The 26694-nt window shown below is 35.4% G+C and carries 30 protein-coding genes; 22 read left to right on the top strand and 8 right to left on the bottom strand.

Going from position 1 to position 26694, the window contains the following annotated elements:
* Window positions 1-57: 57 nt before the first annotated feature.
* Window positions 58-1254 (bottom strand): aminotransferase class I/II-fold pyridoxal phosphate-dependent enzyme, encoded by a 1197-nt coding sequence (locus CRG87_RS02465; protein WP_074425300.1) that lies wholly within the window; start codon window positions 1252-1254, stop codon window positions 58-60.
* Between the two features lie 147 nt (window positions 1255-1401).
* On the opposite strand from CRG87_RS02465, the gene msrB reads away from it, so the two are divergent.
* The gene (msrB, locus tag CRG87_RS02460; RefSeq protein WP_074425301.1) at window positions 1402-1833 is read left to right on the top strand and encodes a peptide-methionine (R)-S-oxide reductase MsrB; all 432 of its coding nucleotides are present in this window, start codon (window positions 1402-1404) and stop codon (window positions 1831-1833) included.
* A 48-nt stretch (window positions 1834-1881) separates the two neighbouring features.
* Here msrB and CRG87_RS02455 read toward each other — a convergent pair whose 3' ends face one another.
* From CRG87_RS02455 to CRG87_RS02445, 3 genes are all read right to left on the bottom strand, one after another.
* Complete coding sequence (locus tag CRG87_RS02455) at window positions 1882-2760, bottom strand: YitT family protein (protein ID WP_074425302.1); 879 nt, start codon at window positions 2758-2760, stop codon at window positions 1882-1884.
* A gap of 229 nt (window positions 2761-2989) precedes the next feature.
* A complete protein-coding gene (msrA, locus tag CRG87_RS02450) occupies window positions 2990-3535 on the bottom strand; it encodes a peptide-methionine (S)-S-oxide reductase MsrA (protein WP_074425303.1) in 546 nt (181 codons plus the stop codon).
* Between the two features lie 120 nt (window positions 3536-3655).
* Window positions 3656-4483, bottom strand: a complete 828-nt coding sequence (locus tag CRG87_RS02445; protein ID WP_046306951.1) for a pyruvate, water dikinase regulatory protein — start codon at window positions 4481-4483, stop codon at window positions 3656-3658.
* A 178-nt stretch (window positions 4484-4661) separates the two neighbouring features.
* Between CRG87_RS02445 and rpsU the strand changes: the two genes are divergently transcribed.
* From rpsU to rpoD, 10 genes are all read left to right on the top strand, one after another.
* Window positions 4662-4838 (top strand): 30S ribosomal protein S21, encoded by a 177-nt coding sequence (rpsU, locus tag CRG87_RS02440; RefSeq protein ID WP_046306945.1) that lies wholly within the window; start codon window positions 4662-4664, stop codon window positions 4836-4838.
* A 133-nt stretch (window positions 4839-4971) separates the two neighbouring features.
* Window positions 4972-5415 (top strand): GatB/YqeY domain-containing protein, encoded by a 444-nt coding sequence (locus CRG87_RS02435; RefSeq protein WP_046306943.1) that lies wholly within the window; start codon window positions 4972-4974, stop codon window positions 5413-5415.
* A gap of 17 nt (window positions 5416-5432) precedes the next feature.
* Window positions 5433-6389, top strand: a complete 957-nt coding sequence (locus CRG87_RS02430; protein WP_074425304.1) for a PhoH family protein — start codon at window positions 5433-5435, stop codon at window positions 6387-6389.
* A complete protein-coding gene (gene ybeY / locus CRG87_RS02425) occupies window positions 6389-6913 on the top strand; it encodes an rRNA maturation RNase YbeY (protein ID WP_074425720.1) in 525 nt (174 codons plus the stop codon). Before CRG87_RS02430 ends, ybeY begins: the two co-directional genes overlap by 1 nt.
* The gene (era, locus tag CRG87_RS02420; protein ID WP_074425305.1) at window positions 6913-7821 is read left to right on the top strand and encodes a GTPase Era; all 909 of its coding nucleotides are present in this window, start codon (window positions 6913-6915) and stop codon (window positions 7819-7821) included. Before ybeY ends, era begins: the two co-directional genes overlap by 1 nt.
* A 2-nt stretch (window positions 7822-7823) precedes the next feature.
* Window positions 7824-8579, top strand: a complete 756-nt coding sequence (gene recO, locus CRG87_RS02415; RefSeq protein ID WP_074425306.1) for a DNA repair protein RecO — start codon at window positions 7824-7826, stop codon at window positions 8577-8579.
* 240 nt (window positions 8580-8819) lie between these two features.
* Window positions 8820-9737 (top strand): glycine--tRNA ligase subunit alpha, encoded by a 918-nt coding sequence (gene glyQ / locus CRG87_RS02410; protein WP_074425307.1) that lies wholly within the window; start codon window positions 8820-8822, stop codon window positions 9735-9737.
* Entirely contained in the window at window positions 9730-11799 is a 2070-nt protein-coding gene (gene glyS, locus CRG87_RS02405; protein WP_074425308.1) for a glycine--tRNA ligase subunit beta, read from the top strand. The genes glyQ and glyS overlap by 8 nt, the downstream gene beginning before the upstream one ends.
* Before the next feature lie 21 nt (window positions 11800-11820).
* Window positions 11821-13644, top strand: coding sequence for a DNA primase (gene dnaG / locus CRG87_RS02400; protein ID WP_074425309.1), 1824 nt, complete (start codon window positions 11821-11823; stop codon window positions 13642-13644).
* Window positions 13644-14765 (top strand): RNA polymerase sigma factor RpoD, encoded by a 1122-nt coding sequence (gene rpoD, locus CRG87_RS02395; RefSeq protein ID WP_074425311.1) that lies wholly within the window; start codon window positions 13644-13646, stop codon window positions 14763-14765. Before dnaG ends, rpoD begins: the two co-directional genes overlap by 1 nt.
* 98 nt (window positions 14766-14863) lie before the next feature.
* On the opposite strand, the gene CRG87_RS02390 is transcribed toward rpoD, so the two are convergent.
* Together CRG87_RS02390 and CRG87_RS02385 are read right to left on the bottom strand one after the other, a co-directional pair.
* Complete coding sequence (locus CRG87_RS02390; protein ID WP_074425312.1) at window positions 14864-15304, bottom strand: 8-oxo-dGTP diphosphatase; 441 nt, start codon at window positions 15302-15304, stop codon at window positions 14864-14866.
* Window positions 15305-15356: 52 nt separating this feature from the next.
* Window positions 15357-15671 (bottom strand): hypothetical protein, encoded by a 315-nt coding sequence (locus CRG87_RS02385; RefSeq protein ID WP_074425313.1) that lies wholly within the window; start codon window positions 15669-15671, stop codon window positions 15357-15359.
* 142 nt (window positions 15672-15813) lie between these two features.
* Here CRG87_RS02385 and CRG87_RS02380 point away from each other — a divergent pair, with 142 nt between their 5' ends.
* The 8 genes from CRG87_RS02380 (at window position 15814) to CRG87_RS02345 (ending at window position 22624) form a co-directional block, all read left to right on the top strand.
* Complete coding sequence (locus CRG87_RS02380) at window positions 15814-16500, top strand: tRNA (adenine(22)-N(1))-methyltransferase (protein WP_074425721.1); 687 nt, start codon at window positions 15814-15816, stop codon at window positions 16498-16500.
* On the top strand, window positions 16493-17290 hold the full coding sequence (locus tag CRG87_RS02375; protein WP_074425314.1) for a Nif3-like dinuclear metal center hexameric protein: 798 nt from the start codon (window positions 16493-16495) through the stop codon (window positions 17288-17290). Before CRG87_RS02380 ends, CRG87_RS02375 begins: the two co-directional genes overlap by 8 nt.
* 14 nt (window positions 17291-17304) lie before the next feature.
* Window positions 17305-18549 (top strand): peptidase T, encoded by a 1245-nt coding sequence (pepT, locus tag CRG87_RS02370; RefSeq protein WP_074425315.1) that lies wholly within the window; start codon window positions 17305-17307, stop codon window positions 18547-18549.
* A 370-nt stretch (window positions 18550-18919) separates the two neighbouring features.
* Window positions 18920-19273, top strand: coding sequence for a GntR family transcriptional regulator (locus CRG87_RS02365; RefSeq protein ID WP_074425316.1), 354 nt, complete (start codon window positions 18920-18922; stop codon window positions 19271-19273).
* A gap of 11 nt (window positions 19274-19284) precedes the next feature.
* Entirely contained in the window at window positions 19285-19989 is a 705-nt protein-coding gene (locus tag CRG87_RS02360) for an ABC transporter ATP-binding protein (RefSeq protein ID WP_074425317.1), read from the top strand.
* Window positions 19989-20810, top strand: coding sequence for a hypothetical protein (locus CRG87_RS02355; protein ID WP_074425318.1), 822 nt, complete (start codon window positions 19989-19991; stop codon window positions 20808-20810). The genes CRG87_RS02360 and CRG87_RS02355 overlap by 1 nt, the downstream gene beginning before the upstream one ends.
* Window positions 20811-21038: 228 nt before the next feature.
* Window positions 21039-21743: an ATP-binding cassette domain-containing protein gene (locus CRG87_RS02350; protein WP_074425319.1), complete on the top strand. Its 705-nt coding sequence runs from the start codon at window positions 21039-21041 to the stop codon at window positions 21741-21743.
* Window positions 21743-22624 carry a hypothetical protein gene (locus CRG87_RS02345; RefSeq protein ID WP_074425320.1) on the top strand — a complete coding sequence of 294 codons (882 nt, stop codon included), beginning with the start codon at window positions 21743-21745 and terminating at the stop codon, window positions 22622-22624. Before CRG87_RS02350 ends, CRG87_RS02345 begins: the two co-directional genes overlap by 1 nt.
* Before the next feature lie 75 nt (window positions 22625-22699).
* Here the strand turns inward: CRG87_RS02345 and CRG87_RS02340 are convergent, their stop codons facing one another.
* Together CRG87_RS02340 and lepB are read right to left on the bottom strand one after the other, a co-directional pair.
* A complete protein-coding gene (locus CRG87_RS02340; protein ID WP_046306912.1) occupies window positions 22700-22891 on the bottom strand; it encodes an LBP_cg2779 family protein in 192 nt (63 codons plus the stop codon).
* A gap of 62 nt (window positions 22892-22953) precedes the next feature.
* The gene (gene lepB, locus CRG87_RS02335; protein ID WP_046306911.1) at window positions 22954-23532 is read right to left on the bottom strand and encodes a signal peptidase I; all 579 of its coding nucleotides are present in this window, start codon (window positions 23530-23532) and stop codon (window positions 22954-22956) included.
* An 83-nt stretch (window positions 23533-23615) separates the two neighbouring features.
* Between lepB and CRG87_RS02330 the strand changes: the two genes are divergently transcribed.
* The 3 genes from CRG87_RS02330 to CRG87_RS02320 are packed head-to-tail and all read left to right on the top strand — an operon-like array spanning window position 23616 to window position 26686.
* Entirely contained in the window at window positions 23616-24368 is a 753-nt protein-coding gene (locus CRG87_RS02330) for an SAM-dependent methyltransferase (protein WP_074425321.1), read from the top strand.
* Window positions 24358-25323, top strand: a complete 966-nt coding sequence (locus tag CRG87_RS02325) for a hypothetical protein (protein WP_074425322.1) — start codon at window positions 24358-24360, stop codon at window positions 25321-25323. Before CRG87_RS02330 ends, CRG87_RS02325 begins: the two co-directional genes overlap by 11 nt.
* Window positions 25316-26686, top strand: a complete 1371-nt coding sequence (locus CRG87_RS02320; RefSeq protein ID WP_074425323.1) for an RsmB/NOP family class I SAM-dependent RNA methyltransferase — start codon at window positions 25316-25318, stop codon at window positions 26684-26686. Before CRG87_RS02325 ends, CRG87_RS02320 begins: the two co-directional genes overlap by 8 nt.
* The last annotated feature ends 8 nt before the right edge of the window (window positions 26687-26694 follow it).

Below are 26694 nucleotides of genomic sequence, written 5' to 3'. Positions count from 1 at the left end.
AATAACATAACACCACTTATTTTAACTCAAAAAAGAGGAGATACCCAAACAATAAGTTTATTCTTTATCTAGAACGTCGTCCACATAGTTGGTAATTCTGTCAACTGCTGTTCGCAGATGTTCTTCAGAAGAGGCATAGGAGAGACGAACATAGCCTTCGCCGCCTTCACCAAAATAGCTTCCCGGAACAACACCAACTTTTGCTTTATTTGCCAAATCAGTTGCAAACGCGACATCATCTGAACCAAAATGTTCAGGAATTTTGGCAAAAATGTAGAAAGCACCTTCAGGTGTTGCCATTGTAAAGCCATTTTTTTCAAGACCCGTTTGAATGATGTGAAGACGCTTTTCGTAAATTACGCGTGCTTCTTCATAGTCTTGCTCACCATCTTCTAATGCTTTGGCAGCTGCAATCTGTACGTTATCTGTTACAGAAGTAATTAAGAAGGAACTTACTTTAACAACTGTCTTCATAATTTCGGCTGGACCAGCAATATAGCCAATTCTCCAACCAGTCATTGCAAAGCTTTTTGATAAACCAGAGAGTATAAGAGTACGTTCTGGAATAATTTGCGAAAGTGAATAGTGCTTCTTGTCGTTATAGGTTAATTCCGCATATATTTCGTCACTAAGTGCAAACAAATTGTAGTCTGTAATAACCTTAGCCAACTGCTCAAGTTCTTCTTTATCATATACTCGACCAGTTGGATTTGAGGGATCAGTAATAACTATTGCCTTAGCACCTTTGCCCTCATTTTCCATTACTTGCTTTAAATGCTTAGCCGTCAAAATGAAATTATCTTCTGAAGTTTCAACTTCAACCGGAATACCACCAGCCATTTTAATAATTCCAAAATAAACGCCCCAAACGGGTGTTGGAACAATTACCTTGTCGCCAAGGTTAAGTACGGACATCAATGCAACATTCAGTGCTGCTGTAACTCCGACAGTAGCACAAATTTCATTATCTGGATTATAGTAAACACCTAGACTATCATCCAAATATCTACTTACAGCGTTTAAATACTCTTTCTTACCAGCCTCAGGTGCATAGTGTGAGTCATCACTTTTTATATCTTCAATCGCGGCTCGTTTTATGCGTTCGGGTGTTTGAAGATCTGGCTCACCGACAGTCAGTTTAATAATTCCTGGAATCTGTGAAATTTTATTGCTGAAGGCACGAATTTCTGATTTTGGAATTTCATTAATCTTTTTGTTAATTGTATTGGATAAACTTTTTGCTAAAGTTGGCATAAAAACGAACCTTTCTTAATTTTTTTATTCAGATACAATTATAACCTAGTATCGTTCGAGGAAAAGTATAAATTAACATTAATTTATTAAGCTTTATGACTGGTTATTAAAAGAAACTTTGTTATAGTTGATTTAGAAGGTGAAAAAATGGATCAAGAAAAGAAAAACGAAAGACTAAAAAACCTGTCAAAAGACCAATTTGAAGTTACTCAACACGCCGCAACTGATTATCCTTTTAAGGGCAAGTACGATGATTTCTATCAAAAGGGCATTTACGTTGATGTCGTTTCCGGAGAACCTCTGTTTTCTAGTGAAGATAAATATGATGCTGGCTGTGGTTGGCCAAGTTTTACAAAGCCAATAAAAAAATTAGTTTACAATCGCGATCAGTCGCTAGGTATGGAACGTACAGAAGTAAAGAGTCCAGACGCTGACTCCCATTTAGGACACGTATTCAATGATGGGCCAGTCGACCAAGGTGGTTTGAGGTACTGCATTAATTCATCGGCTTTAACTTTCATTCCATATGATGAACTTGAAGAAAATGGTTACGGTGAATACAAGAGGCTTTTTGACTAAAAAGGCAATAAAAAACTGCATTTCAATTATTGAAGTGCAGTTTTTAGTTTAAACAATTTCTTGTTCCTTAAAGCTACCATATACTTTTTCTACTTCAGTGACACTCATGAAAGCATAGGGATCACTTTTCTTAACGATTTGTAAAACGTCGTACATATCGTAACGATCAATGACTGTAATCAAAACTTTTTTCTCAATATGACTATAGGCTCCTTCAACATCATGAAAAATTGTGATCCCACGGTGCATCTTTTCCTGAATACCATCAATAATTGCCTGAGGCTGATCAGTGACAATTGTAACTTGCAATTTTTGATGTTGGGTATAAATTGCATCTATTACTCGTCCGTTGATAAAAATTGTCAAAGCAGAATATAAGGCGCGATTCCAGCCAAAAGCAAAGCCCGCCGCAGCAATAATAATCAAATTGATCATAATGCTAACCTTACCATAGCTTGCACCGGTTTTTTTCCGAATCACAATGCCAATAATATCTAATCCACCAGTTGAAATTCCGTTCTTTAGTGCAAATCCGGTTCCCATACCATTGATCATGCCACCAAAAAGTGCACAAACTAATGGGTCAACATGCATATCTATTGGATGAATTACACGCATCATAATCGAGCCCAAGATGACTGTGATTATTGTAAACAAGGTGAATTTATGACCTATTTTAAGCCATGCAATTAAAAGTAATGGCAAGTTTAACGCAAAGTACATTACAGACGTTGATAAAGTGAAAGGTAAAAAACGTGAACTCAGCGTATTAATCAACTGTGCAAAACCGGTAATTCCCGATGAATACATGTGGCCAGGCTGCCAAAAGAAATTTAAGGCAATCGCAACTGCTAATGAATAGAAAAAAGAAGCGGAGATTTTGGAAAGTAGGCTGTAACGCCTATTGAAAGTATCTAGTTTGTCCATTAAATTTTGAGTCCTCTATAGTTTATTTCATAATCTGGCAACATCAATTCAGTCATAATATCAGTTTCAGCAATTAATTTTAACAAAAAAGCAACCAGGTTTTAGACTGATTGCTTGATAAATGTAAAATTGCTTTTAGCTTAAGCTCACTGAACTTTATCTAAAACCGTTGCACTTTATACTAACACTATTATTACTTGAAATAATCTCAATTTCTAAGATTTTAAAATTAATCTTGCCAATGTTCTTTTATAAAGGCATCACGACCACCGGATTCTTCTAGTTGGTATCTAAGTGGATCTTTTTTATAAAAGTCTTGGTGATATTCTTCAGCTGGGTAAAAGGGACTAGCCGGTTCAATACTTGTGACAATCGGATCAGAAAATTTATTACTATTTTGTAAATCGGCCTTGGATTTTTCAGCTGCCTCTTTTTGCGCAGGAGAATTATAAAAAATTACCGGACGATAATTATCACCACGATCTTGAAATTGACCGGAAGCATCAGTAGGATCAGTTACTTGCCAATAGTATTGTAGTAATTGATCATATGGCATAATTTCAGGATCAAAGGTAATCTCTACCGCTTCAGTATGTCCAGTTGTTCCAGAGCAAACTTCCTCATATGTTGGATTAGCAACGTGGCCACCAGTATAGCCAGAAACAACTTTTTTGATTCCAGGTAAGGAGTCGAATGGCTTTACCATACACCAAAAGCAACCACCAGCAAATATTGCTGTATCAAAGCCATGATTATCAGATTGTTTGTTAGTCATATGTCCACACTTTCTTTTTGAAAAGCACTTAAATCGATAATTAGACTAATTGTATTTCAAGGAGCAATAGTCCGCAACCAATACGGTTTAGGTAAGAATTCAAAATAGCTTCAATATTAATTAGTCTTCGATACCCAAGTGGTCTAAAATTAAAGCAGCAGTTTCTTCTATTGAACGATGAGCAACATTGATGACAAAGCAGCCCAATTTGTCGTAGAGCTTTTGAGCAGAGTCAAGCTCAGCCTTAATCGCATCAGTATTTGAATAAGTGGTATCTGGGTTTAAGCCATAAGAAATCATTCGTTGACGTCTAATTTCGTTTAGAACAGATAAATCATTTGTGAGACCGATGATTTTCTTTGGATCCACCTGATATATTTCCTTAGGAATATGAGTGTCAGGAACTAAAGGAAGATTAGCAACTTTCAAATTTTTATTTGCTAAGAACAGGGAAAGTGGGGTTTTAGAGGTTCTTGAAACGCCTAATAGCACAACGTCAGCTTCCAAAAATCCTTTAGGATCTTTACCATCATCGTACATAACTGCAAATTCCATCGCAGAAATACGATCAAAGTATTTTTGGTTCATTTTATGTTGCGCACCAACTTTCATTTGTGGACGAAGTCCGGTAACCTTTTGGATTGCTTCGACAGCAGGAGAAAGAATATCGATGCTCTCAATATGATGTTCACGTACAAACCTAATAACTGGGATCTGCATTTCATCTTTTACTAAACTGTAGATGAGAATTAGATTTGGATACTGCTCAATTTCTTTAAATGTTTCTTCAAGCTTTTCCTTGCTAATAATAAATGGGTATCTACGATAGTTGATTTCTGCATCAGGGAATTGGGCTGCAGCAGCAACTGCATTATTAAACGCTGTATCTCCCGCAGAATCGGAAATAATTACTATGTTAACTTCTTTTTTTGGTGTATTTTCAGCCATTATTTGCTCCTTTTTTATTTTAATTATACATTTTAATAAAAATCTTTTACAGATTTAGTAGAAAAAAATAAGAAATCGCAAAAAATATTGCTCTTTTGTATTGACCGTGGAGGATGGTTTGATATAATTGATATAAATGTATGGCGGTAACGTCAAGAAATGGAAGGAGGGATCACATATGGCCAAGACAGTCGTTCACGAAAACGAGTCTATTGATGATGCTCTTCGTCGTTTCAAACGTTCCGTTTCAAGAAGTGGTACTTTGCAAGAATACCGTAAACGTGAGTTTTATGAAAAACCTAGTGTCCGCAGAAAGCTGAAATCTGAAGCAGCTCGGAAGCGTAAGCATTATTAATAACCAAAAACTTCTATCAAGTTGATAGAAGTTTTTTTGTGCCACAAATACTAGTTTTATTGCTAATTTGCTAATCATTACTTATAGAATTTGGTATAATTTAGCTATACTTTTTAGAAAGAGGGAGTTTACTTTGAGTTTATCTGAACAAATAATGTCTGACATGAAAGAAGCAATGAAATCTCGCGATAAGATTAAATTGAATACCGTAAGAATGATTAAGTCTGCTTTAATGAACGAAAAGATTAAGGTTGGTCATGATCTTACTCCAGATGAAGAACTAACAGTTCTCAACCGTGAGAAAAAACAACGTGAAGAATCAATCGAAGACTTTACAAAAGCTAAACGTGAAGATTTAGCTGAAGATACTAAGAAAGAACTTGCTGTTGTTGAAAGCTATATGCCAAAACAACTTTCAAAAGAAGAGCTTGAGGATCTTGTTACTGAATCAATTAAAGAAGCAGGTGCAACAAGTAAATCTGAATTTGGCAAAGTAATGAAAGTGCTCATGCCAAAAATTAAGGGTAAAGCTGATGGTAAAGTAGCTTCTGACGCAGTTCGCAATCACCTTAACTAAAGAAAAGGAGCAATTATTTGGCTCAAACTACTTTTATTCCTAAAAATGCTGAAAATATTCAAAAACTTGTAGGGGTTAATGATAGAAACTTAAGCATACTGGGCGAAGCATACGATGCAACAATTGTTGATACCGGAAATCAAATCGTGATTGAAGGCAATGACGATAGTATTAAAAAGACGCTGGCTGTTTTGAAAGCTCTTGACAACATCGTTAGTGCTAATATTAATATTAGTGCTCCAGATGTTGTTAGTGCAATGAAAATGGCTGAAAAAGGCACAATTGAGTATTTTCCTGATCTTTATAAACAAATTCTAATTCGTGATGCTAAAGGTAAACCGATTAGAATCAAAAATATGGGACAGAAACAATATGTTGAAGCAATTGAAAAGAATGACGTTGTTTTCGGTATCGGTCCAGCTGGTACTGGAAAGACTTTTTTGGCAGTTGTTTGCGCAGTAGCAGCTTTTAAAAAGGGTGAAGTATCTAAGATTGTTCTTACTAGACCTGCCGTTGAAGCAGGGGAATCACTTGGCTTTTTGCCTGGTGATTTGAAAGAAAAAGTTGACCCGTATTTGCGTCCAATCTATGATTCTCTCTACTCAATTTTGGGAACAAATACAACAGATCATTTAATGGAGCGTGGAGTAATAGAAGTTGCACCTTTGGCTTATATGCGTGGCCGTACACTCGATGATGCTTTTGTAATTTTAGATGAAGCACAAAACACGACTGACGCACAAATGAAAATGTTTCTAACTAGACTTGGCTTTAATTCAAAAATGATTGTTAACGGCGATATGACGCAAGTCGATTTACCAGGTCGTCAACGTAGTGGCTTAATTGATGCGCAACATATCTTAAAGAATATTAATCAAATTAAGTTTATTCATTTCTCAGCTAATGATGTCGTAAGACATCCAGTTGTTGCTAAAATTATCAGTGCGTATGAAAAGGAAGAAGAAAAACATTGATTACACCAATCGATATTACCTATAACGATGAGGTTGGCTTTTTAAAAGATAGTAATGAAAATTGGGAGGATTGGATTTCTAAGCTTTTGTTACTTGCTAAAAAGGAAATTGGCAAAGACACCAATTTAGAAATGAGTATTAATTTTGTTGACGAAAAGCGTAGCCAAGAAATTAATAAAAAATATCGTGGAAAAGATCGCCCAACAGATGTAATTTCATTTGCCATTGAAGATGGTGGCGATAATTTGGATTTGTCTATTTTCAGCGACGATCCTGAATTTCGCGAAGACATCGGTGATCTTTTTATGTGTCCTAGTGTAATCAAGCGCCATAGTGAAGAATATGGCACGGGCTGGAATCGTGAATTTGGCTATACACTTGTTCATGGTTTCCTACATCTTAATGGTTTTGACCACATCGATCCAGCGGAAGCAAAAGAAATGTTTGGCATTCAGGGCAAAGTTTTGGAAACTTATGGCTTGCCATTATACCCTGATCAATTGGATGAAGGCAGAGGTAAATAATGTCTCAAGAAACAAAAAATAAATCAGGTTTTGTGGCCCTAGTTGGGCGACCAAACGTTGGCAAATCGACTTTGATGAACTTTTTAGTTGGTCAAAAAGTGGCAATTACTTCTAATAAGCCGCAAACAACCAGAAACAAGATCTCTGGTATATATACTACAGATGATATGCAGGTTGTCTTTGTTGATACACCAGGAATTTTTAAGCCACATTTAGAACTTGACGACTATATGGATAAGGCAAGTCTTTCAAGCCTAAAAGATGTCGACTTAATCTTGTTTATGGTGGAACCAGAAAAAATGGGACGCGGTGATGAGTATATTATCGAACAGCTTAAAAAAGTAAATGTTCCGATCCTTTTACTTATCAACAAGGTTGATCAAGTTAATCCTAATGAACTTTTGCCAATAATTGATGAGTATCACAAGCTTGATGTATTCAAAGAGTTTTTACCAATATCTGCTACTCAAGGCATTGGAATTGCTGACTTAATCGAAGTATTGCGTGAATATTTGCCTGAAGGACCAGATTATTACGATCCAGAACAAATTACAGATCGCCCAGAATACTTCATGGTTGCTGAACTGATTCGGGAGCAGATCTTAAAATTGACCGCTGAAGAAGTTCCGCATGCTGCAGCTGTTTGGGTTGAACGAATGAATCAACATGAAAATAACAAGCTACAAATTGAAGCAACAATTTATGTTGAAAAAAGTGGACAAAAAGGAATCATCATTGGTAAGGGTGGTGCCATGTTAAAACAGATAGGCATTAAGTCTCGCAAACAAATTGAAGAACTCCTAGGTGAAAAAGTTAATCTTAAGCTATGGGTAAAAGTTCAGCGAAACTGGCGCTCTGATCCAAGATTTTTGAAGCAAATCGGTTATAATTCCAAGGATCTTTCGTAAAAATGAGTAAAGAGCTAAAAGAAGTACAAGGAATCATCTTTAAACGTCAAAAATTTCATGAGGCAGACCTTTTAGCTAAAATAATAACGAAAAATAGCGGGATTATTACAATGATTGCTCGTGGTGCACTTAAGCCTAAGTCTAAATTAGGTGCGAGTCTGCTTAACTTTTCTTACGGTACATATGTGATTGTTTCTTCTGGACAAGGACTAAGCAATCTCCGCACCTATAAAAATGTTAAGCAGTTTGACGGCATCTTTAATGATCTAACCAAAAATGCCTATGCCTCATTTATTTTGGATTTAGTTGACCATGCTTTTGTCGAGTACCAGGATTTAGGTAAGTACTATGAATTAACAAGTCTAGCTCTTACAAAGATCAATGATGGTGAGGATGCTGAAATGATTACTCAGACAATCCAAATGCAACTTTTAGCAGCTTATGGAGTTGAACCTGAACTGCGTCATTGTGTAATTTGTGGTAAAGAGACTGGTGACTTTGATTATTCAATTGTTAAGGGTGGAATCATTTGTAGCAATCACTTCTATACTGATGCTACCCGCTTGCATTTGCAGCCAAAAGAAACTGCAGTTCTAAGAACGATTGGCTTAATTCCATTTTCACGTTTAGGCACAATAAAAATTAATCAGGATACAAAAAAAGCTACACGAAGAGCAATTGATCGAATATATCAAGAAACTATTGATTTAAACTTAAAGACAAAAAAGTTTCTTGATGAGCTTAATTTATTTACCTAATCCTTTAGATTAAAATATGATTATGGTAAAATACTATTGTATTTTGACGAAGATGAGGATTAAAAAAAGTACCAGCAAAAGCGAATGTTAGATAGTGGAAGGACATCTGGGAAACGGCACCTCTAGTCAAACTAATTAAGAGCAGGGAAATATCCCTGAATTAGGGTGGAACCGCGATAAATCGTCCCTATGCAGTGTTGCATAGGCTTTTTTTATGGCCTGATGCAGGGAGGAAGAAAAATGGCACAGAAAAAAATAACAATTCAAGACATGATTTTTAAATTAGAAGAGTTTTGGTCTTCTAAGGGATGTATGGTAATGCCATCTTACGATGTTGAAAAAGGTGCTGGTACCATGAGTCCATATACTTTTTTAAGGGCTGTTGGACCTGAACCATGGGCCGCATGTTATGTTGAGCCTTCTAGACGTCCCGCTGATGGACGCTATGGTGACAATCCTAATCGTTTATTTCAACACCACCAATTTCAGGTAGTTATTAAACCTGCTCCTGACCAAATTCAGCAATACTACTTAGATAGTCTTAAGGTTTTGGGTATCAATCCCTTAGAGCATGATATTCGTTTTGTTGAAGATAACTGGGAAAACCCATCAATGGGTTGTGCTGGTGTTGGTTGGGAAGTCTGGCTTGACGGAATGGAAGTAAGTCAATTTACTTATTTCCAAACTGTTGGTGAACTTGATGTTAAACCAACTATGAGCGAAATTACATATGGTGTTGAACGACTTGCTTCCTATATCCAAGATGTAAACTCCGTTTTTGACTTGGAATGGGGAAATGGCGTTTTATATCGTGACATCTTTAAAGAAGCAGAATACGAAAACTCTAAATATGCTTTTGAAGAATCTAATCAAGATGACTTGTTGAAGTTCTTTGACGTATACGAAAGAACAGCGAAAGAACTAATCAAGTTAAATCTAGTTCAACCAGCTTACGACTATATTTTGAAGTGCTCACATACCTTTAATTTGCTAGACGCTCGGGGAGCAGTCTCTGTTACAGAACGTGCAGGATATTTAGCTAGAATTAGAAATATGGCCCATGAAGTGGCTGTATGCTTTGTTGAAGAACGAGAAAAAAGAGGCTTCCCTTTACTGAAAAGCGCAGAAGACAAGAAAGCGGGGCTTGAAAATGACTAAAGACTATTTATTTGAAATTGGAACAGAAGAAATGCCAGCACACGTTGTTGCAAAAAGCGTTAAACAACTTGCTGACAGAACTCAAAAGTTCTTGAAAGAAAATGGCTTAAAGTTTAAGGATATCAAAACTTTTTCTACACCACGTCGATTAACTATTTTGGTTGAGGATTTGGCTGAAAAGCAAGAAGATATTGATGAAATAAAAAAGGGACCTGCTAAGAAAATTGCTTTGGATCAAGATAAAAATTGGACCAAGGCAGCTCAAGGTTTCGTTCGTGGTCAAAATATGACTACTGATGATATTTACTTTGAAGAACTAAAAGGGACAGAATATGCATATGTCCACGTCCAAAAAGAAGGTAAGAAAGCTACTGACATTCTTTTAGGTATGAGTGACATTATTAAGGCAATGACTTTCCCAACTAAAATGCGTTGGGGCGGTTCAAATGACTTTGAATTTGTTCGACCAATTCACTGGTTGGTTTCTTTGCTTGGCAATGAGGTCGTTCCTGTTCAAATTCTTGATATCACTGCAGGTCGAAAGACTGAAGGTCACCGCTTTTTAGGTGATTCAGTTGTTTTAGCCAATGCCGATGATTATGAAGATGCTTTAAGAGATCAATTTGTCATTGCTGACGCTAAAAAGCGTAAAGAAATGATAGTTGATCAAATGAATGAGCTGGTTAAACAAAACAATTGGAAAATCAAGATGGATGCTAACTTACTTGAAGAAGTAACCAATTTGGTTGAATATCCAACTGTCTTTGCTGGCTCCTTTGATAAAAAGTATCTTGAAATGCCTCAAGAAGTATTAATTACTTCAATGAAGGATAACCAACGTTACTTTGAAGTTTATAATCAAGATAACCAATTAATTAATCATTTTATTTCTGTACGAAATGGAAATAAGGATTACTTAGAGAATGTTATTTCCGGGAACGAAAAAGTTTTAGTTGCTAGATTAGATGACGCACAATTTTTCTACGATGAAGACCGTAAATATCCTCTTAGTCATTTTGTTGACAAGCTTAAGAATGTTTCTTTCCATGACAAAATTGGTTCTATGTCTGAAAAAATGGAACGTGTACGTATAATTGGTGACTACCTCGCAAAACAATGGAATCTTGATGAACAAACTATCAAGGACTTTGATCGTGCTAGTGAATTGTATAAATTTGATCTTGTAACTCAAATGGTTGGTGAATTTGCTGAATTACAAGGTGTAATGGGTATGCACTATGCAAAACTTGCCGGTGAAAAAGATGATGTTGCGGTTGCAATCAAAGAACATTACATGCCAACCACTTCAGAAGGTGAGTTGCCACAAACTGTAGTAGGTTCATTACTTTCAGTTGCTGACAAACTTGATACAATCATCACTTTCTTTGCTGTAGATATGATTCCAACTTCATCTAATGATCCTTACGCCTTACGTCGTTACGCCTATGGAATTGTACGTATTTTAATTAATCAAAAGTGGTCATTAGCCTTCAATAAAGTTTTGCCTGAACTTGTTTCTGCATTGAATGGAAAAACACCAGCTAAATTACCTAAGTCGGATGAAAAAGAAGCAGAAATTGCATCTTTTATCCGTGACCGGATTAACCAGTATCTGACTAAAAACAATTACAAATATGACATTATCGATGCAGTGCTTGCATCAAGTCAACAGGATCCAATTCAAATTTTGGCAGCGGCCAATGTCTTGCAGCTACATCATGATGATGAACAGTTTAGACCTGTTGTTGAAAGTCTAATTAGAATCAATAATATTTTGAAAAAGGCTAAGCATAAAGGAAATAATGTCGTTAATCCAGACTTGTTTGTTAACGAGAGTGAAAAAGAACTTTACTCTGGTGTGAACAATTTGCAAGACTTAACTGATTTAACGCAGCTTTATGATGGTTTTGTTAAATTGCAACCAGTTATCAATTTCTACTTTGAAAACAATATGATTTTGGATAAGGATGAAGCAATTAAGAATAACCGATTAAATCAATTAGGTGCAGTGGCACAACTTGCTGAACATTTAGGTGACTTAAGTAAGTTAGTCATTAAATAATTTATCAAAGTAGGTGAAAAGATGGCTGGATTGATACCTGAAGAGACGATTAGCAAGGTACGTGAGAACGTCAATATTGTTAATGTCATCAGTCAATACGTTTCACTAGAAAAAAAGGGAAAAGATTATATTGGTCTTTGCCCATTCCACGAAGAAAAAACACCTTCCTTTACAGTCAATGAAGGAAAACAATTCTTCAAGTGCTTTGGTTGTGGTAAAGGCGGCAATGTTTTTACCTTCTTAATGGAAAAAGAAAATTTAACTTTTCCGGAAAGCGTGCAAAAGGTTGCTGATTTTGCACATATTGAAATTGGTGAATATGGTCAACAAAAGCCAAAATATTCCAATATTTTAATTAAAATAAATGAGGAAGCTGCTGATTTTTATCATCGGGTCTTAATTTCAACTAATGCTGGTAAACGTGGTCTTGAATATGCACGTGAAAGAGACTTGAGTGATGAGATTTTAAATCATTTTCGTATCGGGTACGCACCGAAACAGAATAATCTTCTCTTAACATATTTACGTGGTAAGGACTATCGCGATGAAGATTTATTAGCAAGTGGTTTATTTGTTCAGTCTAAAAGTGGTGAGATGTTCGATCGCTTTAGAGATCGATTAATGTTTACTCTTACAAATGAGGGCGACTATGCAGTAGGCTTTTCAGGCAGGCGGTTATCAACGGATAAAACTGAGGCAAAGTATATCAATAGTCCTGAGACAAAAGTTTTTGAGAAATCACAAGTTCTATTTCATTTCTCAGAGGCGAAAAAGGCGGCTAGATCCGAAAATCACTTAGTTTTGTATGAAGGATACATGGACGTAATTGCAGCATATAAAGCTGGTGTAAAGTCAGGTATTGCGTCAATGGGTACAAGCTTAACTGACCAACAAGTTTACATGTTGAAACGAATCACTAAGAATATCATTATTAATTATGATGGTGATGATCCAGGAGTGCATGCAGAAGAACGGGCAGTTAAACTGTTTAATAAAGCTGGAGGTTTTGACTTGGGTGTCGTTGTCCTACCAGAAAAACTTGATCCTGATGAATATGTTCAAAAATATGGCGTTGAGAAATATCAAGAACAGATCAAAGGCGCATTAACACCGACTGACTTTTTCTTAAAGCGACTTGCTAAGAAATATAACTTAGATAATGATCGCCAGAAGCTTGCATATCTTGACGAAGCTATGCAAGAAATTGCGCAGCTCTCAAATCCAGTTGAACAAGATTTATATCTGGATAGAATTGCTCAGCAGCAGAATGTTTCTAAAGATTCATTAAAAGTGAATTTGCTAAAATATCGTCGTCAATTTAATACTGCTAAGCAACATACAGGCGGACAAATTCCAAATGAAGCAGAATTTCAACAAAATGACGGTCCAGCACCAGAGTATCATCAAGATATTGCTATTAAGAATGATCCAGTCCAAACAAGGCTATTGTACTTATTCATTCATTCGGAGCATGCTCGCGATTATCTTTTGCAGAACAAGTTCTTATTTCCTGATTCCGATTATCAAAAATTAGCGGAATTATGGTTAAATTTCAGCGAAACTCATGAAAAACCGACAGTAAATAGTTTTTTAAATTTTATTCCTGAACAACTTCAAGGTATAATAGTTAATGCCGAAATGGCAGATATGCCGCAGGATTTTTCAGACCGTGAGATTTGTGAACAAATCTATGCTTTAGAAATGCGTCAAGTTGACAAACAACTGAATAAGTTGATGAATGAACTTCAAGATGCAAAGAGAACTATGGATACGGACAAAATAATGTCCATTACGCAACAAATTTTACAGTTAAAGAGAATTCAAGGGCAGAGGGGGGCTTTATAGTGACAGAAAAGAAAAGCACTAGCGAAAAAGAACAACCATCTTTAGATAAAGTAGTACAAGAGGTTGTTAAAGCGGTTAAGAAAGATAAATCAATTACTGAAACTGAATTTGTTAATCGTTTGGTTAAGCCCTATGATTTAGAGGGAAAAGCAGTCGATCAATTAGTTCAAGAGTTTGAAGACAATGGCATCAGTATAGTTGATGAAAATGGTGATCCATCCAAACTAGCTTTGAAGAAGCAAAAAGATGTTGAAAAGGCTGAACTAAAAGATATGTCAGCCCCTTCAAGCGTCAGGATGAACGATCCAGTAAGAATGTATTTGAAGGAAATTGGACGTGTTCCACTTCTTAACGCAGATCAGGAAATTGCTCTTGCAAAGAGAATTGAAAAAGGCGACGAAGAGGCTAAGCAAGAATTAGCTGAAGCTAACTTACGTTTAGTTGTCTCAATTGCAAAACGCTATGTTGGTCGTGGCATGTCGTTCCTTGACTTAATTCAAGAAGGAAACATGGGCTTAATGAAAGCCGTCGACAAGTTTGATTACAGTCTTGGCTTTAAGTTTTCAACTTACGCTACTTGGTGGATTCGTCAAGCCATCACTCGTGCAATTGCCGATCAGGCTCGTACAATTAGAATTCCAGTTCATATGGTTGAAACAATCAATAAGCTGATTAGAATTCAAAGACAATTGTTGCAAGACTTAGGTCGTGAGCCAACTCCAGAAGAAATTGGTGCTGAAATGGATATGCCAACTTCTAAAGTGCGCGACATACTGAAAATTGCTCAAGAACCTGTTTCTTTGGAAACACCAATTGGTGAAGAAGATGATTCTCATTTAGGTGACTTTATTAAAGACAAAGATGCAACTAGTCCTGAACAACATGCTTCTTATGAAATGCTCAAGGAGCAGCTAGAAGAGGTACTTGACACTTTAACAGATCGTGAAGAAAATGTTCTTCGCCTACGTTTTGGTCTTGATGATGGTCGCACAAGAACTCTTGAAGAAGTTGGTAAAGTTTTTGGTGTCACAAGAGAACGAATCAGACAGATTGAAGCAAAAGCACTGCGTAAGTTGCGTCATCCGAGTCGTTCAAATCAACTACGTGATTTCTTAGATTAATATAATAAATTAAAAGCTTAGTTTCATTTCAATGGATGGAATTAAGCTTTTTTTGTATCTAAAATAGCTAAAACAAACTTTTAGAAGCAGTCTACACTTTAAAATAATTCATCTCGGCTATCATCCAAGATATGCTCATCAATATCGTCGTTAAAGTATATAAGTAAGTCACGATCAAAATTATAGGCCAATTGATGATTTAGCAGTTCTTCTTTCGTCATCCATACTAAGTTTCCTTCATGAGAAGCTTTTACAGTGCCTGTAAACTCTGTAGCAATATAGAAAAAAACTAAATAACGATGATCGTTTTCATCGAAAAATTGCTTAATACCACTAAGACGTGGATTTTTAATGTCGAGATTGGTTTCTTCTTTAACCTCACGAACAACAGAATCATAAAAAGACTCATGTGCTTCAACATGTCCACCCGGAAAAGTTAAACCCGGCCAGGAGGGATCATTTCGATCAATGACTAAAATTTGTTCACCTTTTTTAATCATACACATATTTGTTAAAGTAACTGGTTCTGTTCGATCCAAATTTAGAATCCTCCATCTTTTTTAAAACTACTTAAATTTGCGTTCTTTAAAGCTACTTCCCAAAAGGATGAAATGGAAAGTTTTTGCCATTGATATTAATTGTTTGGCTGTTGCTGTCACTGATAATCTTTCCTTTTACAGTATTAGATGTGGGCAGGTCGGATTTTTTCAAAGGAACATTAGTCCAAATTGCCCTTAAATCTGCTCCGTTATCAGTGCTCTGCATATTATTTCTGAACAAATCAGGCTGTAGAATTTCTGGAGGTGCAGCGACGTTAACCGAAGTAGGCATTACCGGCTGAATTAGTTTTCTATTTAGCTGATCTCGAATAAAGGGCTTGAGTTTATGAGTCTCTGATTTATTCATTCAAAAAAGTCCTCTCATTACAAAATTACGATATTTTTATTATAAATCTTTTATCAGTGAAAAATACAGCGGTTTCTAACTATTTTGAACAAAGAGCGGTAAGTGTATGCTAAAATTTTATACATGGAAAGTAGGTCGAAAAGTGAATTTACGTTTAAACAAACTCGCAACCATGGTGGATCAAGACGCGCGAATTGCAGATATTGGTACAGATCACGCATATTTACCAATTGAATTGGTCAAATCAGGCAAGGTCAATTTTGCAATTGCTAGTGATATTGGAAAAGGACCGCTTGATAATGCAAAACAGGATATTAAAGAGGCTGGCTTAGAAGGAAAAATAGAAACTCGTCTAGGCGCTGGACTCGAAACCATCTCAGCCAAAGACAACATTGATACTGTAGTGATTGCTGGCATGGGCGGCAACTTGATGAGTCAGATTTTAAATGATGCCTTAGTTAACAAAAAAATGAGTTTTGACACCTTAATTCTTGAACCAAATGTTGGAGAATATGGTGTTCGTAAATGGTTGATGCAGCACAGCTATCAGATTGTCGATGAACAAATTGTGGCTGAAGCCGGTCATATATATGAACTGATTAAGGCTAAAAAAACTGAATCAAATATCCCATTAACTGAAAAAGAATTATATTTTGGTCCAATCTTAATTAAGACTAAAAATCAGACTTTTACTAATAAATGGATGGGGCAGCTAAAGTACCAACAAAATTTGTTAGTTAATTTAAATAAGGCAAAAAATAAAGATATGTCTCATATCAAACAGGTTCAAGAACAGATTGAAATGATCAAAGGAGAACTAAATGACTAAAGTTAAAGACCTAGTGAAAGTTTTAAACGATTTCTTTCCTGAAAAAATTGCAAGTGCTGGTGATCCTGTTGGCATTCAAATTGGTTCTTTAGAGCAACCAGTTACCAAGGTTATGACCACATTAGATGTTCGACCACAAGTTGTTGAAGAAGCAATAAAAGAGCATGTTGATCTAATTATCAGCCATCATCCTTTAATGTTTAGGCCTGCACCTAACTTAAACTTTGCTGATCCACAAAATGAAATGTATGGCAAAATAATTGCTAACGGCATTACTGTCTATTCAATTCATACTAATTCTGATAAAGCTCAAGATGGGTCTAGCGATTGGCAGGCAGAAGAATTAGGTTTGACTGATGTACAGCCTTTTTGTCTAGATAGTGACGGCATTGCTATTGGACGAAAAGGCAAGCTGCCTGAACCGCTCTCTGCAATTGATTTTGCATATTATGTAAAAGAGAAAATGAATATCAAAATGGTTAGATTGATTACTGCTGATAACCAGCAACAAATTTCAACTGTTTCACTTATTTGCGGAGATGGAGGTAAGTACTGGCACCAAGCAGTTACTGAAAAGATAGATGCCTTTGTAACCGGAGACGTTTATTATCATACTGGTCACGATATGATTTCTTCAGGAATAACAGTAATTGATCCTGGGCACTATACAGAAAAATTATTTAAGGATAAAATATATGAAAAGTTAATTAAATGGAATGAAGAAAATAATTGGAATATTAATGTCATTAAGTCACACGTTTCAACTAACCCGTTCCAAGATTTAGTTTAAATAAAGGAGTTTTTATGGAATACCCAAATTTATTACCCAGATTTTTAAAATATGTAAAAGTTAACTCGCGTTCGGATGAGCACTCAGATCGTTTTCCATCCACTAAGCGTCAAGAAGACTTCCAAAAAGAAGTTGTAATGAAGGATTTAGAGGATTTGGGCCTAAGTGATGTACATTACAACCAAAAATCTGGCTGTGTAATCGCTGAAATTCCTTCAAATATTGATTATGAAGTTCCAGTAATGGGTTTTCTAGCACATTGTGATACGGCAGATTTCAATGCGGAAAATGTTCGCCCACAAGTCCATGAAAACTATGATGGTAAATCAAAAATTCAATTAGGTGATTCTGATTTTTACTTGGATCCTGAGGTTTTTCCTAGCCTCAAAAAATATGCCGGTAAAACGCTTATTACTACATCAGGTGATACATTGTTAGGTGGAGATGATAAGTGTGGTGTCAGTGAAGTAGTAACTCTAGCTGAATATTTGATGAATCATCCAGAAGTCAAGCATGGAAAAATTCGTTTGGCCTTTACACCTGATGAAGAAATTGGTACTGGTGCGCCTCACTTTGACATTGATGAGTTTGGTGCAGACTTCGGGTATACACTTGATGGGGCTGCTCCAGGTAAGCTTGACTGGGGAACTTTCTCAGCAGCAACATTTACACTTAACATTCAAGGAGTAAACGTTCACCCATCAGTTGCTAAAAACCAGATGATCAGTGCAATTCAAGTAGGTATTAACTTCCAAAATCAACTTCCAGCAGACGAAGTACCAGAAAAAACTGATGGACGACAAGGCTTCTTCCATTTAACTGATTTCCAGGGAACCGTTGATAATGCATACCTTGAGTACATTGTCCGTGACTTTGAACGTGATGGTCTTGAGCGTCGTAAAAACTTGGTTAAAGACATTGTCACTAAAATGAATGATGAATTTGGTACTGAGCGAATCAAATTAACAATGAGAGATCAATATTACAACATGGCAGATGAGCTTGAAAAACACATGGATGTTGTTAACTTAGCAAGAGATGCATATCGTAAAGAAGGATTGACCGAAATCGACGAGGATCCAATTAGAGGTGGTACAGACGGTAGTCAACTGACTTATCGTGGTTTACCATGTCCAAACCTATTCTCAGGTCAGGAAAACATGCATGGTCGTTACGAATACACTGTTTTAGAATCAATGTACAAAGCAGTTGACGTTATGATCAGAATGGTCGAAATGAACGCAACAAATAATAAATAGTGAAACAAAAAAGGTTAGAAAAGCACTTTCTCTAAAATTAACTTAAATGAGATAAGTGCTTTTATATCAATGATAATTACTGTTGGGTAATACCGGCTTAATTATGCACATCTACTCTAATAATCAAAAAATGCCGATTAAAACGTTGCTATTAATGAGTTAATCGGCTTTTTTGCTTGAAATTAAGTAAAAATGCAGAGCCGTGGAACACTGAAAAAATAATAAGACTCTTATAAACGATCAATAAGAACATAAAATTGCTTTTTAGAAGTATTTATTAGGAAGAAATAAAAAAGATTGCACTAACATATAAACTGCGGTATTATTACAGTGTATTAGAAATGTGATACAGTAAAAGGATGGTGGATTTGTGGAATTCAAGGATAATATTCCCATTTATCTGCAAATCAAGCAATATCTATATCGTCAAATTGTAACCGGCGAATTAAAGCCAGGGCAGAAAATTCCTTCCGTACGTGAACTAGCAGTTCAATTAACTGTTAATGTAAACACGGTACAAAGAGCTTTGCAACAAATGAACGTAGAGGGGATTTTGTATACTAAGCGTGGAGAAGGTAATTTTGTTACCGAAGATACAGACTTGCTTGAAAAGACAAAACAGGAATTGATTGATGATGAGCTAAATAAATTTGTTCAAAGTATGAATGATTTGGGTGTGTCAAATGATCAAATTCATGATATCTTATCAGCTTATTTAAAGTAGGGGAATAGTTAATGAGCAATCTCTTAGAAATTGAAAATTTAACATATAGAAAGAACCTAAAAGTAATTCTTAAAGATATCAATTTAAACTTAAAGCATGGCAAAATTGTTGCTCTTTTAGGCGAAAATGGAGCTGGTAAAACAACATTGATGCGCATAATCGCAGGAATTAATAAGAATTTTCGCGGTATGGTTGCGATTGATGGAGTTCAATCTGTTGCGGACCGTAAAAGGGTCATTTCTTTCTCTGACAGTTTGTCAGGATTTAAGGAAAGTACTAAAGTTGCGAAAATAATTAATTTTTACGAATATCTTTATGATGATTTTGACAAAAATAAATTTAAGCAGCTACAAAAGTTCATGAGATTAAATGAAAACTTACGTCTGTCTGAAATGTCAAAGGGTATGCGTGAAAAGCTAATTATTGCTTTGACTTTTTCACGTCAAGCAGAACTCTATTTACTCGACGAACCTTTCTCTGGAATTGACGCGATGGCTCGAAAAAAAATTATTAGTTCAATTATTCTATGGAAAGCGGATGAAGCAACTATTCTAATCTCTGATCATTTCGTTAACGAAATTGCTTCTATGCTTGACGAAGTTGTTGTTGTAAAAGATAAAACAATCTACTGTCACAAATCAACTGAAGAAATACGTGAGAATAATCAAAGCATCGAAGAATTTTATGAAAACATATATGGAGAGGGTGACGAATAATGTTCGGTCGGCTTTTTGCTACTTTATTTACACGAAAAATTAAGAAGGCTAACTACGTACTGCTTGTCCAATTAATTGCAGCCATAGCAATTACTGTACTTAGTTTTACTACGAGTGGACATGTTTATTTTGGAAGGCAAGATTTAGGGGTTTTTCCATCGTTTTTCATGTTTGTCCTCTTTTTCTCCTTTATTGCAGCATTAGCTTTATACTGCATAACTTGTAATGAAAATGAGGCAATTAACGTAAACCAATCTTTGCGGTTATTGCCAATCTCTGATTCAAAGTATTATTTGGATAATATCTTTACTTCAATTGCAACATTAGCATATTTTGCATGTATAGAAGCCATTGGTATAGGTATTAGTTTTTTGTTGGCCTTTCAATTTGATGGCACATTTCATTCAGAAGTTATGACATCGTATGAAAAAAGTAGTTTTGTTTTCAATGTTGAAGATTTTATTGTTGTTATCCAGTCACTGATCTTACTTGTTTTATTTTGTCTACTCTTTTATTTAATGCTTAGTTTTTTAAACTTCTCAAGCCAAGCAATTATTAGTTTTTTACCAGGATCAATTAAAAACAAGTCTTTGTTGGGCTTCATCCGCGTTTTTCTAGTGTTCATTCTCATATGGGCATTAGTCAAAGGAATCCAAGCTCTAACGCCTATTTTTGATGCACCATTTGCAGTCTTTTTTCAATCAACGTCGTCAAATGATTTATTGGAGCCAATTTCAATATTCATTTGCTTTGACTTGCTTTTCATTGCCATTAATTTGTTCTTGTTCAATCAATATATTGAGCCAAAAGAAAAGAAATAACTATCAAACTACTCATAAGAATATTAGTGAGTAGTTTTTTGTTAAAAAGGATTGCATGGCAGATTTTTTTAGTCTATCATAATAGTGTAATAGAAATATAATACAGTATAAACAGCTGATTTGATCTCCAAATTGAATTATCTCAGGGTATGATGACTGACAAACGTACTCGTATAAAGCAAAAGATTTAGTTGTTAATAAAGCGTATTAGAACTAGGAGCGAACTTAATGGGAAATCTACTAGAAATCAAAGATTTGACGTATCGAAAAAATCAAAAAACGATCTTAAATAATGTCAATCTAACATTAGGACCAGGAAAAATTGTTGCATTATTAGGAGAAAATGGTGCAGGAAAAACTACTTTGATGCGTATTATTGATAGCATGGCTAAAAATTATCATGGCACTGTAATGGTAGCAGGAGAAGATAATGAAGTTGAAAGGAAAAAGCACATATCCTTTACTGATAATTTATCTGGATTTTCTGAAAATACAAAAGTAGAACAAATTAGCAAATTCTATGAAGTTATTTATCAAGATTTTGATGTAAATGAATTCGAACAGCTACGTGGTTTTATGAAAATTGATTCTGAGATACGCCTTTCTGAAATGTCAAAAGGTATGCGTGAAAAACTAGTTATTGCACTAACATTTTCGCGTAAAGTAGATTTATATCTATTAGATGAGCCCTTTTCCGGAATTGATGCGATGGCTCGAAAAAAGATTATTAACTCAATTATTTTATGGAAGGCTAAGGAATCTACTATTTTAGTTTCTGATCACTTTGTTAACGAAATTTCTTCCATGCTAGATGAGGTTGTGATTATTAGAGATCATACCGTATATGAACATTTATCAGCGGATGATATTAGAGCTAAAAATCAGAGCATTGAAGAATACTATGAAGGACTTTATCAGGAGGAAGAAGAATAATGTCACTTTTTAATTGCTGCTTTACTGAACTATTCAAATTAAAAACTAAGAAGCTTAACACCTTAATGCTTTTTCAGATTCTAACTTCAATGGCAATAACCTTTTTTTCTCTGTATAAATTTGAAAATAATCACTTTATCCGTAATACTTATGTAAATGATTTTAATTTCATAACCAACTGGATGACATCTTTCTTCTTTCTTGTTCTTGCTTTTGGATTTATTGCTGTTTGCTTGATAGCAATATTTGCTCAAAGGGTAAACCGCAGTCAAACCTGGCGGCTAATTCCAATGAGCAGTACCAATCTTTACCTTGATAATACGCTTAGTTCATTTGTCTCAATTGTTTATCTCGGAATCTTAGACGTAATTGGACTTTTGCTTTTATTCGGGATGTCGGTACTAACGGATAGTCGTTTCAAAAAGAACGTGATTACAGGTTTCTCCAGTCCTTCAAATGCAATGTCTCAATTATTCAATGAACGAGCTTTCAAAATTTGGGGCTCTATATTACTATTGATTTTAATTACTCTTTTTGTCTTTTTTGTAGTTGATTTTTTAAACTTTTCAAGTCGTGCAATTTTAGAATTTTTACCCACTACAAGCGGTCAAGCTTTTCTCAGAGTCATTTTTATCATAGTCATAGTTGTTGCTTGTTGGGTTGCCTTTAGTGCTAATAACTTCTTAGCGTCACTTATCGCCTTCCCAATCGACTTTGTATTCAGTAGTGTTTTGGGTATTTTTGGAGGATATCGGGAGTATAATGATAGGTATGTAAACTTTGGTATTTCACTTATTATCATGTTGGTCTTTGATATCTTTTTATTGATAGCTAATACTTTGATATTTAATTACTTTTTCGAAGCAAGGGAAAAGAAATAGTGTGCTTCTCTTCAAACAAAGAAAAATGACCCCAAGCAAAACTTGAGGCCATTTTTCTTTATGTTTATTTTTAACTTAACGCTTGGTAGCGAGAAAGTCATACAGTTGATTGATTTCTTCAGGAGTGAATTCACCTTTACCAGCCTTCATTGCATGAATTTTCTCTACCGATAGGTGACTAGCAAATGCTAAATCTGTATCTGTCGTATGATGTTCTGTCTGGTAAGTAATAATTGCATCGGATAATTCTTCTATTTGCTGATTCATAATAAAATCTCCTTTACAATTTATTTTAGCCAAAAAAACAAAGAATTCAAAGAAAAGTACTGCTAAAATCCTTGAATTTTATTAAAAGGCCAATATCTAAAGGTAACTTTGCCGACTAGATTTTCTCTTTTTACAGGTCCAAAAATGTGGGAGTCTTTTGAGATATCACGATGATCACCCATTACCCAATAATAGCCTTTAGGCACTTTATAAGTAAAATTAGTGGTGTATGTATGTCCAGCATCATTGTCCGCTTTTTTGTACTTGTTATTAAGGTATGGTTCAGCTAGTCTCTTGCCATTAATATACATTTTGTCGTTTTTAGAAACGATTTTATCACCCGGCAAACCAATAACACGCTTAATATACATTGCTCCAGGAGTGTCGTTTGCGGCCTTAGGAGCTAATAAAACTACCACATCGTTACGTTTAGGCGTAAAGTTCCGTACCGAAATCAAGCGATCTTTATCTTCAAAAGTTGGCTGCATTGATGGACCAGAAACTTCATCATTTGAAAGAACGAAGTGGAAGACAAGATAGAAAGCACCAAGAATTACCACCATCATTATGACAACGTCTAGGATGAATTTTCCAAGACTTTCTTCTTCGTTATCTTGCTTTTTTGTTACATTTTTTGCCATAAAATATTCTCCTTTATTCAGTTACCTTTTATTATAACTGAAATCTAGTCACATGAATGGTAAAATCATTGTAGGTATTAGAAATGACAGATTATTTAAAGAAAATTAATCAATTAGATGCTCAGCTTGATAACCCACTAATTCATGACCAAATTAAAGAGGTTAATCAAATTGACCGCTACATGAAAGAAAAGAAAATCTTACCGACTGCTCCTAGACGACTTGGTTTTTATCCAAATGAAGTTGAAAAGCTTGAAAGTTGTATGTCAAGGCAGCAGAAGGGCAATATAAAAGTTACTAATCAGCTTCTTAATAGCATGAGGCAGTACCTATCAATCAATTACGGTGTTTGGTCATTGCCAAATTTGGAAACTGCCAAACTAATTAAGGAGCAGTTTAAAATTAGCTCCGTTTTAGAAATTATGGCAGGAAATGCATATTGGTCTAAAGCTTTAACTGAAGTAGGTTTAAAGACAATTGCAACAGACTCATTAGAATGGTCAAAAACTTCAAGAACTGGAAGCAAGCAGGCTACAAAGGTATTGAATTTATCTGCACCTGAGGCAATTCGAGCGTTTCCTGAAGTCCAACTAGTTATTTGTGCATGGGCACCTAATTTTGATGAAAGTGATTTAAGCGCGATAGAAGCTTGGCAAAAATACAATCCATCTAGTCGTTTGCTATTTATTGGTGAAAAAAATGGTGTAACTAATTCTGCTACTTTTTGGCACCAAATCCATTTCACTCATTCGTCAGAATTACAGGCAATTAATCATTCATTTACAAGCTTTGATTTTATTGAAGAACAAATATTTGAGATAAAACATGAGATCTAAAAAAATCCTCTTACTATTAATTATTTTTTTAACATTACTCGGTACGGGTACAATGCTTTCAAACGTCCAGTCCCAAGAAGCTAACCAACTACTTGAGGCTTATGGTTTGAGCAACAACACGCGCAGCTTTGAAATCAAAAATAACCAAAGTGTTAGCGACTTTTTAAAGTATCTAGAAAAAACCTTTCCCCAAAATAAAATCCAACTTCACTTAACGAGTAAAAGAAAGGACAATCAGACATTAGTTTGGTCTAATCATGATGTTTTGACATTACCAACGGAATCTGGACGATATTTTACTTCAGATGACTTTAAGGGACGTGTTTCATTTGGAGTTTTAGGCTTAAATGCTAAGGTTCCAACATTAAAAACACAAAATAATGAGTACATTAATTTAAATAATACTTATTATTCTGTGATTGGTACCCTGAAGCACTATCGCCGGATGAAACAAAATGGCTATTATCTAACAACCGGTACCAAGCAGCCAACAGGTAAATTCAAGCTTAAAGACTATACCATCATTATTGATAGCTCTAATAAGGTAATTAGAAAAATTGCCCGTCATTATCATGTTAAAGTTAAAACACCAGTATTTGTAAGAAAGCATCAGAAGCGTCAGCTTTCCGTAATTAAAGAATTTTTATTCATCATTTTGCTAGTCTTTGTGGCCACTATTGCTAACATCATCTTGGCTTACTTGGATTGGCAAACCGTTAAGGCGACTCACTTAAAAGGTAGTTTATTACGCAATTGGCTTGCCAATCATGGCTTTAGAATAATATTAGTAGAGCTATTATTATCACTTGGAGCATATTTCTTCCTTTGCTGGCGTGCTTTTTATTCAAATCGAGAGCACCTTTTAATGCTTCTTTTGGGCAGTTGGGGCGTAGTTGCGCTTGTTTATAGCTTCTTCATCTTTTTATGTTGGCGAAAGGAAAACACACATGCTTAATTTACCAACTGAATTTATTTCTAAATATCAAAAATTACTTGGTCAAAAGCAAGCACAAGAATTATTTGATGCAATGAACCAACCCGCCAAAAAGGCATTTAGAATCAATACTTTAAAAGGGCAGCGAGAAGTCTCTTATTCTCTTGATCAACCGATTCCTGGACTTAAAAATGCATACTACGGTCAGATTAATGGTCAAGACCCGGAAGCTATCAGTGGCTTAGTCTATTCTCAAGACCCTGCAGCAATGTTTCCTGCCATGATTGCTGATATCCACCCCGGAGATATAGTACTCGATTTATGTGCTGCTCCTAGAGGGAAAAGCACATTTATCGCTGAACAGCTGAAGGGTAAAGGACTACTTGTTGCAAATGAAATTTCTAACACCCGCGTCAAAGCCCTAAGAGAAAACCTAGAGCGCTGGGGTGTAATTAATGCACTAATAACTTCTGCAAGCCCAGAAAAGTTAGTTCAGTCATTTACCCGTTTTTTCGATAAAATCATTGTCGATGCCCCGTGTAGTGGGGAAGGGATGTTTCGAAAAAGTCCTGAAGCAATTTCTTATTGGTCACAAGACTATGTTATGACTTGCCAAAAAAGACAACAGGATATTTTGACCGAAGCAGTAAAAATGCTTAAGCCTGGTGGCGAATTGGTTTACTCAACTTGTACTTTTTCGCCAGAAGAGGATGAAGAAATCGTATCCTGGTTAGTTGAGCAATTTGGCTTTAAAATTCTCCCAATCAACGTAAGTACATCTGCTGTTGAATCAGGACGTCCTGACTGGGCCAATAATGATCCTGCTATAAAGGAGACATTACGCTTTTGGCCAAACGATAATTTAGGTGAAGGGCAGTATGTTGCCAAATTACAATTAGCTGAACGAGAAAAAAGTACTAATACAAAAGTTAAAAAGCGAAAAGCTCATCAAAACAAAGCCAAATTGGCGAGGTCAGAAAATGCATTAGTTGCAGAAGTTTTAAAACCATTTAATTTACCCTTAGAACTTGCTAACTGGTCAGCATCTTGTTTAGTAAGTCAAAATCATGTTTATCTTCCTGCAATCGAGGCTGACAACATGCATTTTAAAATTATTAGTAACGGATTAGAGCTAGGAATTTTAAAGAAAAAGCGCTTTGAACCGAGTCATCAATTAGCGCTGGTATTAGGACAAAGAAAACAAAAACAGGTAGTAAATTTAACTAAAGAAGATTATGCTAAGTATATTCATGGTGAAACTATTCGCCTAGAATCAGCTTTACACGGTTTTGTGCTAGTTAGTTGCCAAAGTTGCGTGTTCAGTTTTGGTAAAATAACTAATAATGTTTTAAAGAATTTTTATCCAAAGGGATTACGAAAGTAAAAGAAAGT

It is taken from the genome of Lactobacillus apis (assembly GCF_002837055.1).
In the GTDB taxonomy this organism is placed as follows: domain Bacteria; phylum Bacillota; class Bacilli; order Lactobacillales; family Lactobacillaceae; genus Lactobacillus; species Lactobacillus apis.
Note: the sequence above shows the minus strand (reverse complement) of the source record. Positions and strands in the feature narration are given on the sequence as shown.

Coding starts and splice junctions, on each gene's coding strand:
- CRG87_RS02465 (WP_074425300.1), bottom strand. CDS start 1,254: ATGCCAACTTTAGCAAAAAGTTTATCCAATACAATTAACAAAAAGATT.
- msrB (WP_074425301.1), top strand. CDS start 1,402: ATGGATCAAGAAAAGAAAAACGAAAGACTAAAAAACCTGTCAAAAGAC.
- CRG87_RS02455 (WP_074425302.1), bottom strand. CDS start 2,760: ATGGACAAACTAGATACTTTCAATAGGCGTTACAGCCTACTTTCCAAA.
- msrA (WP_074425303.1), bottom strand. CDS start 3,535: ATGACTAACAAACAATCTGATAATCATGGCTTTGATACAGCAATATTT.
- CRG87_RS02445 (WP_046306951.1), bottom strand. CDS start 4,483: ATGGCTGAAAATACACCAAAAAAAGAAGTTAACATAGTAATTATTTCC.
- rpsU (WP_046306945.1), top strand. CDS start 4,662: ATGGCCAAGACAGTCGTTCACGAAAACGAGTCTATTGATGATGCTCTT.
- era (WP_074425305.1), top strand. CDS start 6,913: ATGTCTCAAGAAACAAAAAATAAATCAGGTTTTGTGGCCCTAGTTGGG.
- recO (WP_074425306.1), top strand. CDS start 7,824: ATGAGTAAAGAGCTAAAAGAAGTACAAGGAATCATCTTTAAACGTCAA.
- glyQ (WP_074425307.1), top strand. CDS start 8,820: ATGGCACAGAAAAAAATAACAATTCAAGACATGATTTTTAAATTAGAA.
- glyS (WP_074425308.1), top strand. CDS start 9,730: ATGACTAAAGACTATTTATTTGAAATTGGAACAGAAGAAATGCCAGCA.
- dnaG (WP_074425309.1), top strand. CDS start 11,821: ATGGCTGGATTGATACCTGAAGAGACGATTAGCAAGGTACGTGAGAAC.
- CRG87_RS02385 (WP_074425313.1), bottom strand. CDS start 15,671: ATGAATAAATCAGAGACTCATAAACTCAAGCCCTTTATTCGAGATCAG.
- CRG87_RS02375 (WP_074425314.1), top strand. CDS start 16,493: ATGACTAAAGTTAAAGACCTAGTGAAAGTTTTAAACGATTTCTTTCCT.
- pepT (WP_074425315.1), top strand. CDS start 17,305: ATGGAATACCCAAATTTATTACCCAGATTTTTAAAATATGTAAAAGTT.
- CRG87_RS02360 (WP_074425317.1), top strand. CDS start 19,285: ATGAGCAATCTCTTAGAAATTGAAAATTTAACATATAGAAAGAACCTA.
- CRG87_RS02355 (WP_074425318.1), top strand. CDS start 19,989: ATGTTCGGTCGGCTTTTTGCTACTTTATTTACACGAAAAATTAAGAAG.
- CRG87_RS02350 (WP_074425319.1), top strand. CDS start 21,039: ATGGGAAATCTACTAGAAATCAAAGATTTGACGTATCGAAAAAATCAA.
- CRG87_RS02345 (WP_074425320.1), top strand. CDS start 21,743: ATGTCACTTTTTAATTGCTGCTTTACTGAACTATTCAAATTAAAAACT.
- CRG87_RS02340 (WP_046306912.1), bottom strand. CDS start 22,891: ATGAATCAGCAAATAGAAGAATTATCCGATGCAATTATTACTTACCAG.
- lepB (WP_046306911.1), bottom strand. CDS start 23,532: ATGGCAAAAAATGTAACAAAAAAGCAAGATAACGAAGAAGAAAGTCTT.
- CRG87_RS02330 (WP_074425321.1), top strand. CDS start 23,616: ATGACAGATTATTTAAAGAAAATTAATCAATTAGATGCTCAGCTTGAT.
- CRG87_RS02325 (WP_074425322.1), top strand. CDS start 24,358: ATGAGATCTAAAAAAATCCTCTTACTATTAATTATTTTTTTAACATTA.
- CRG87_RS02320 (WP_074425323.1), top strand. CDS start 25,316: ATGCTTAATTTACCAACTGAATTTATTTCTAAATATCAAAAATTACTT.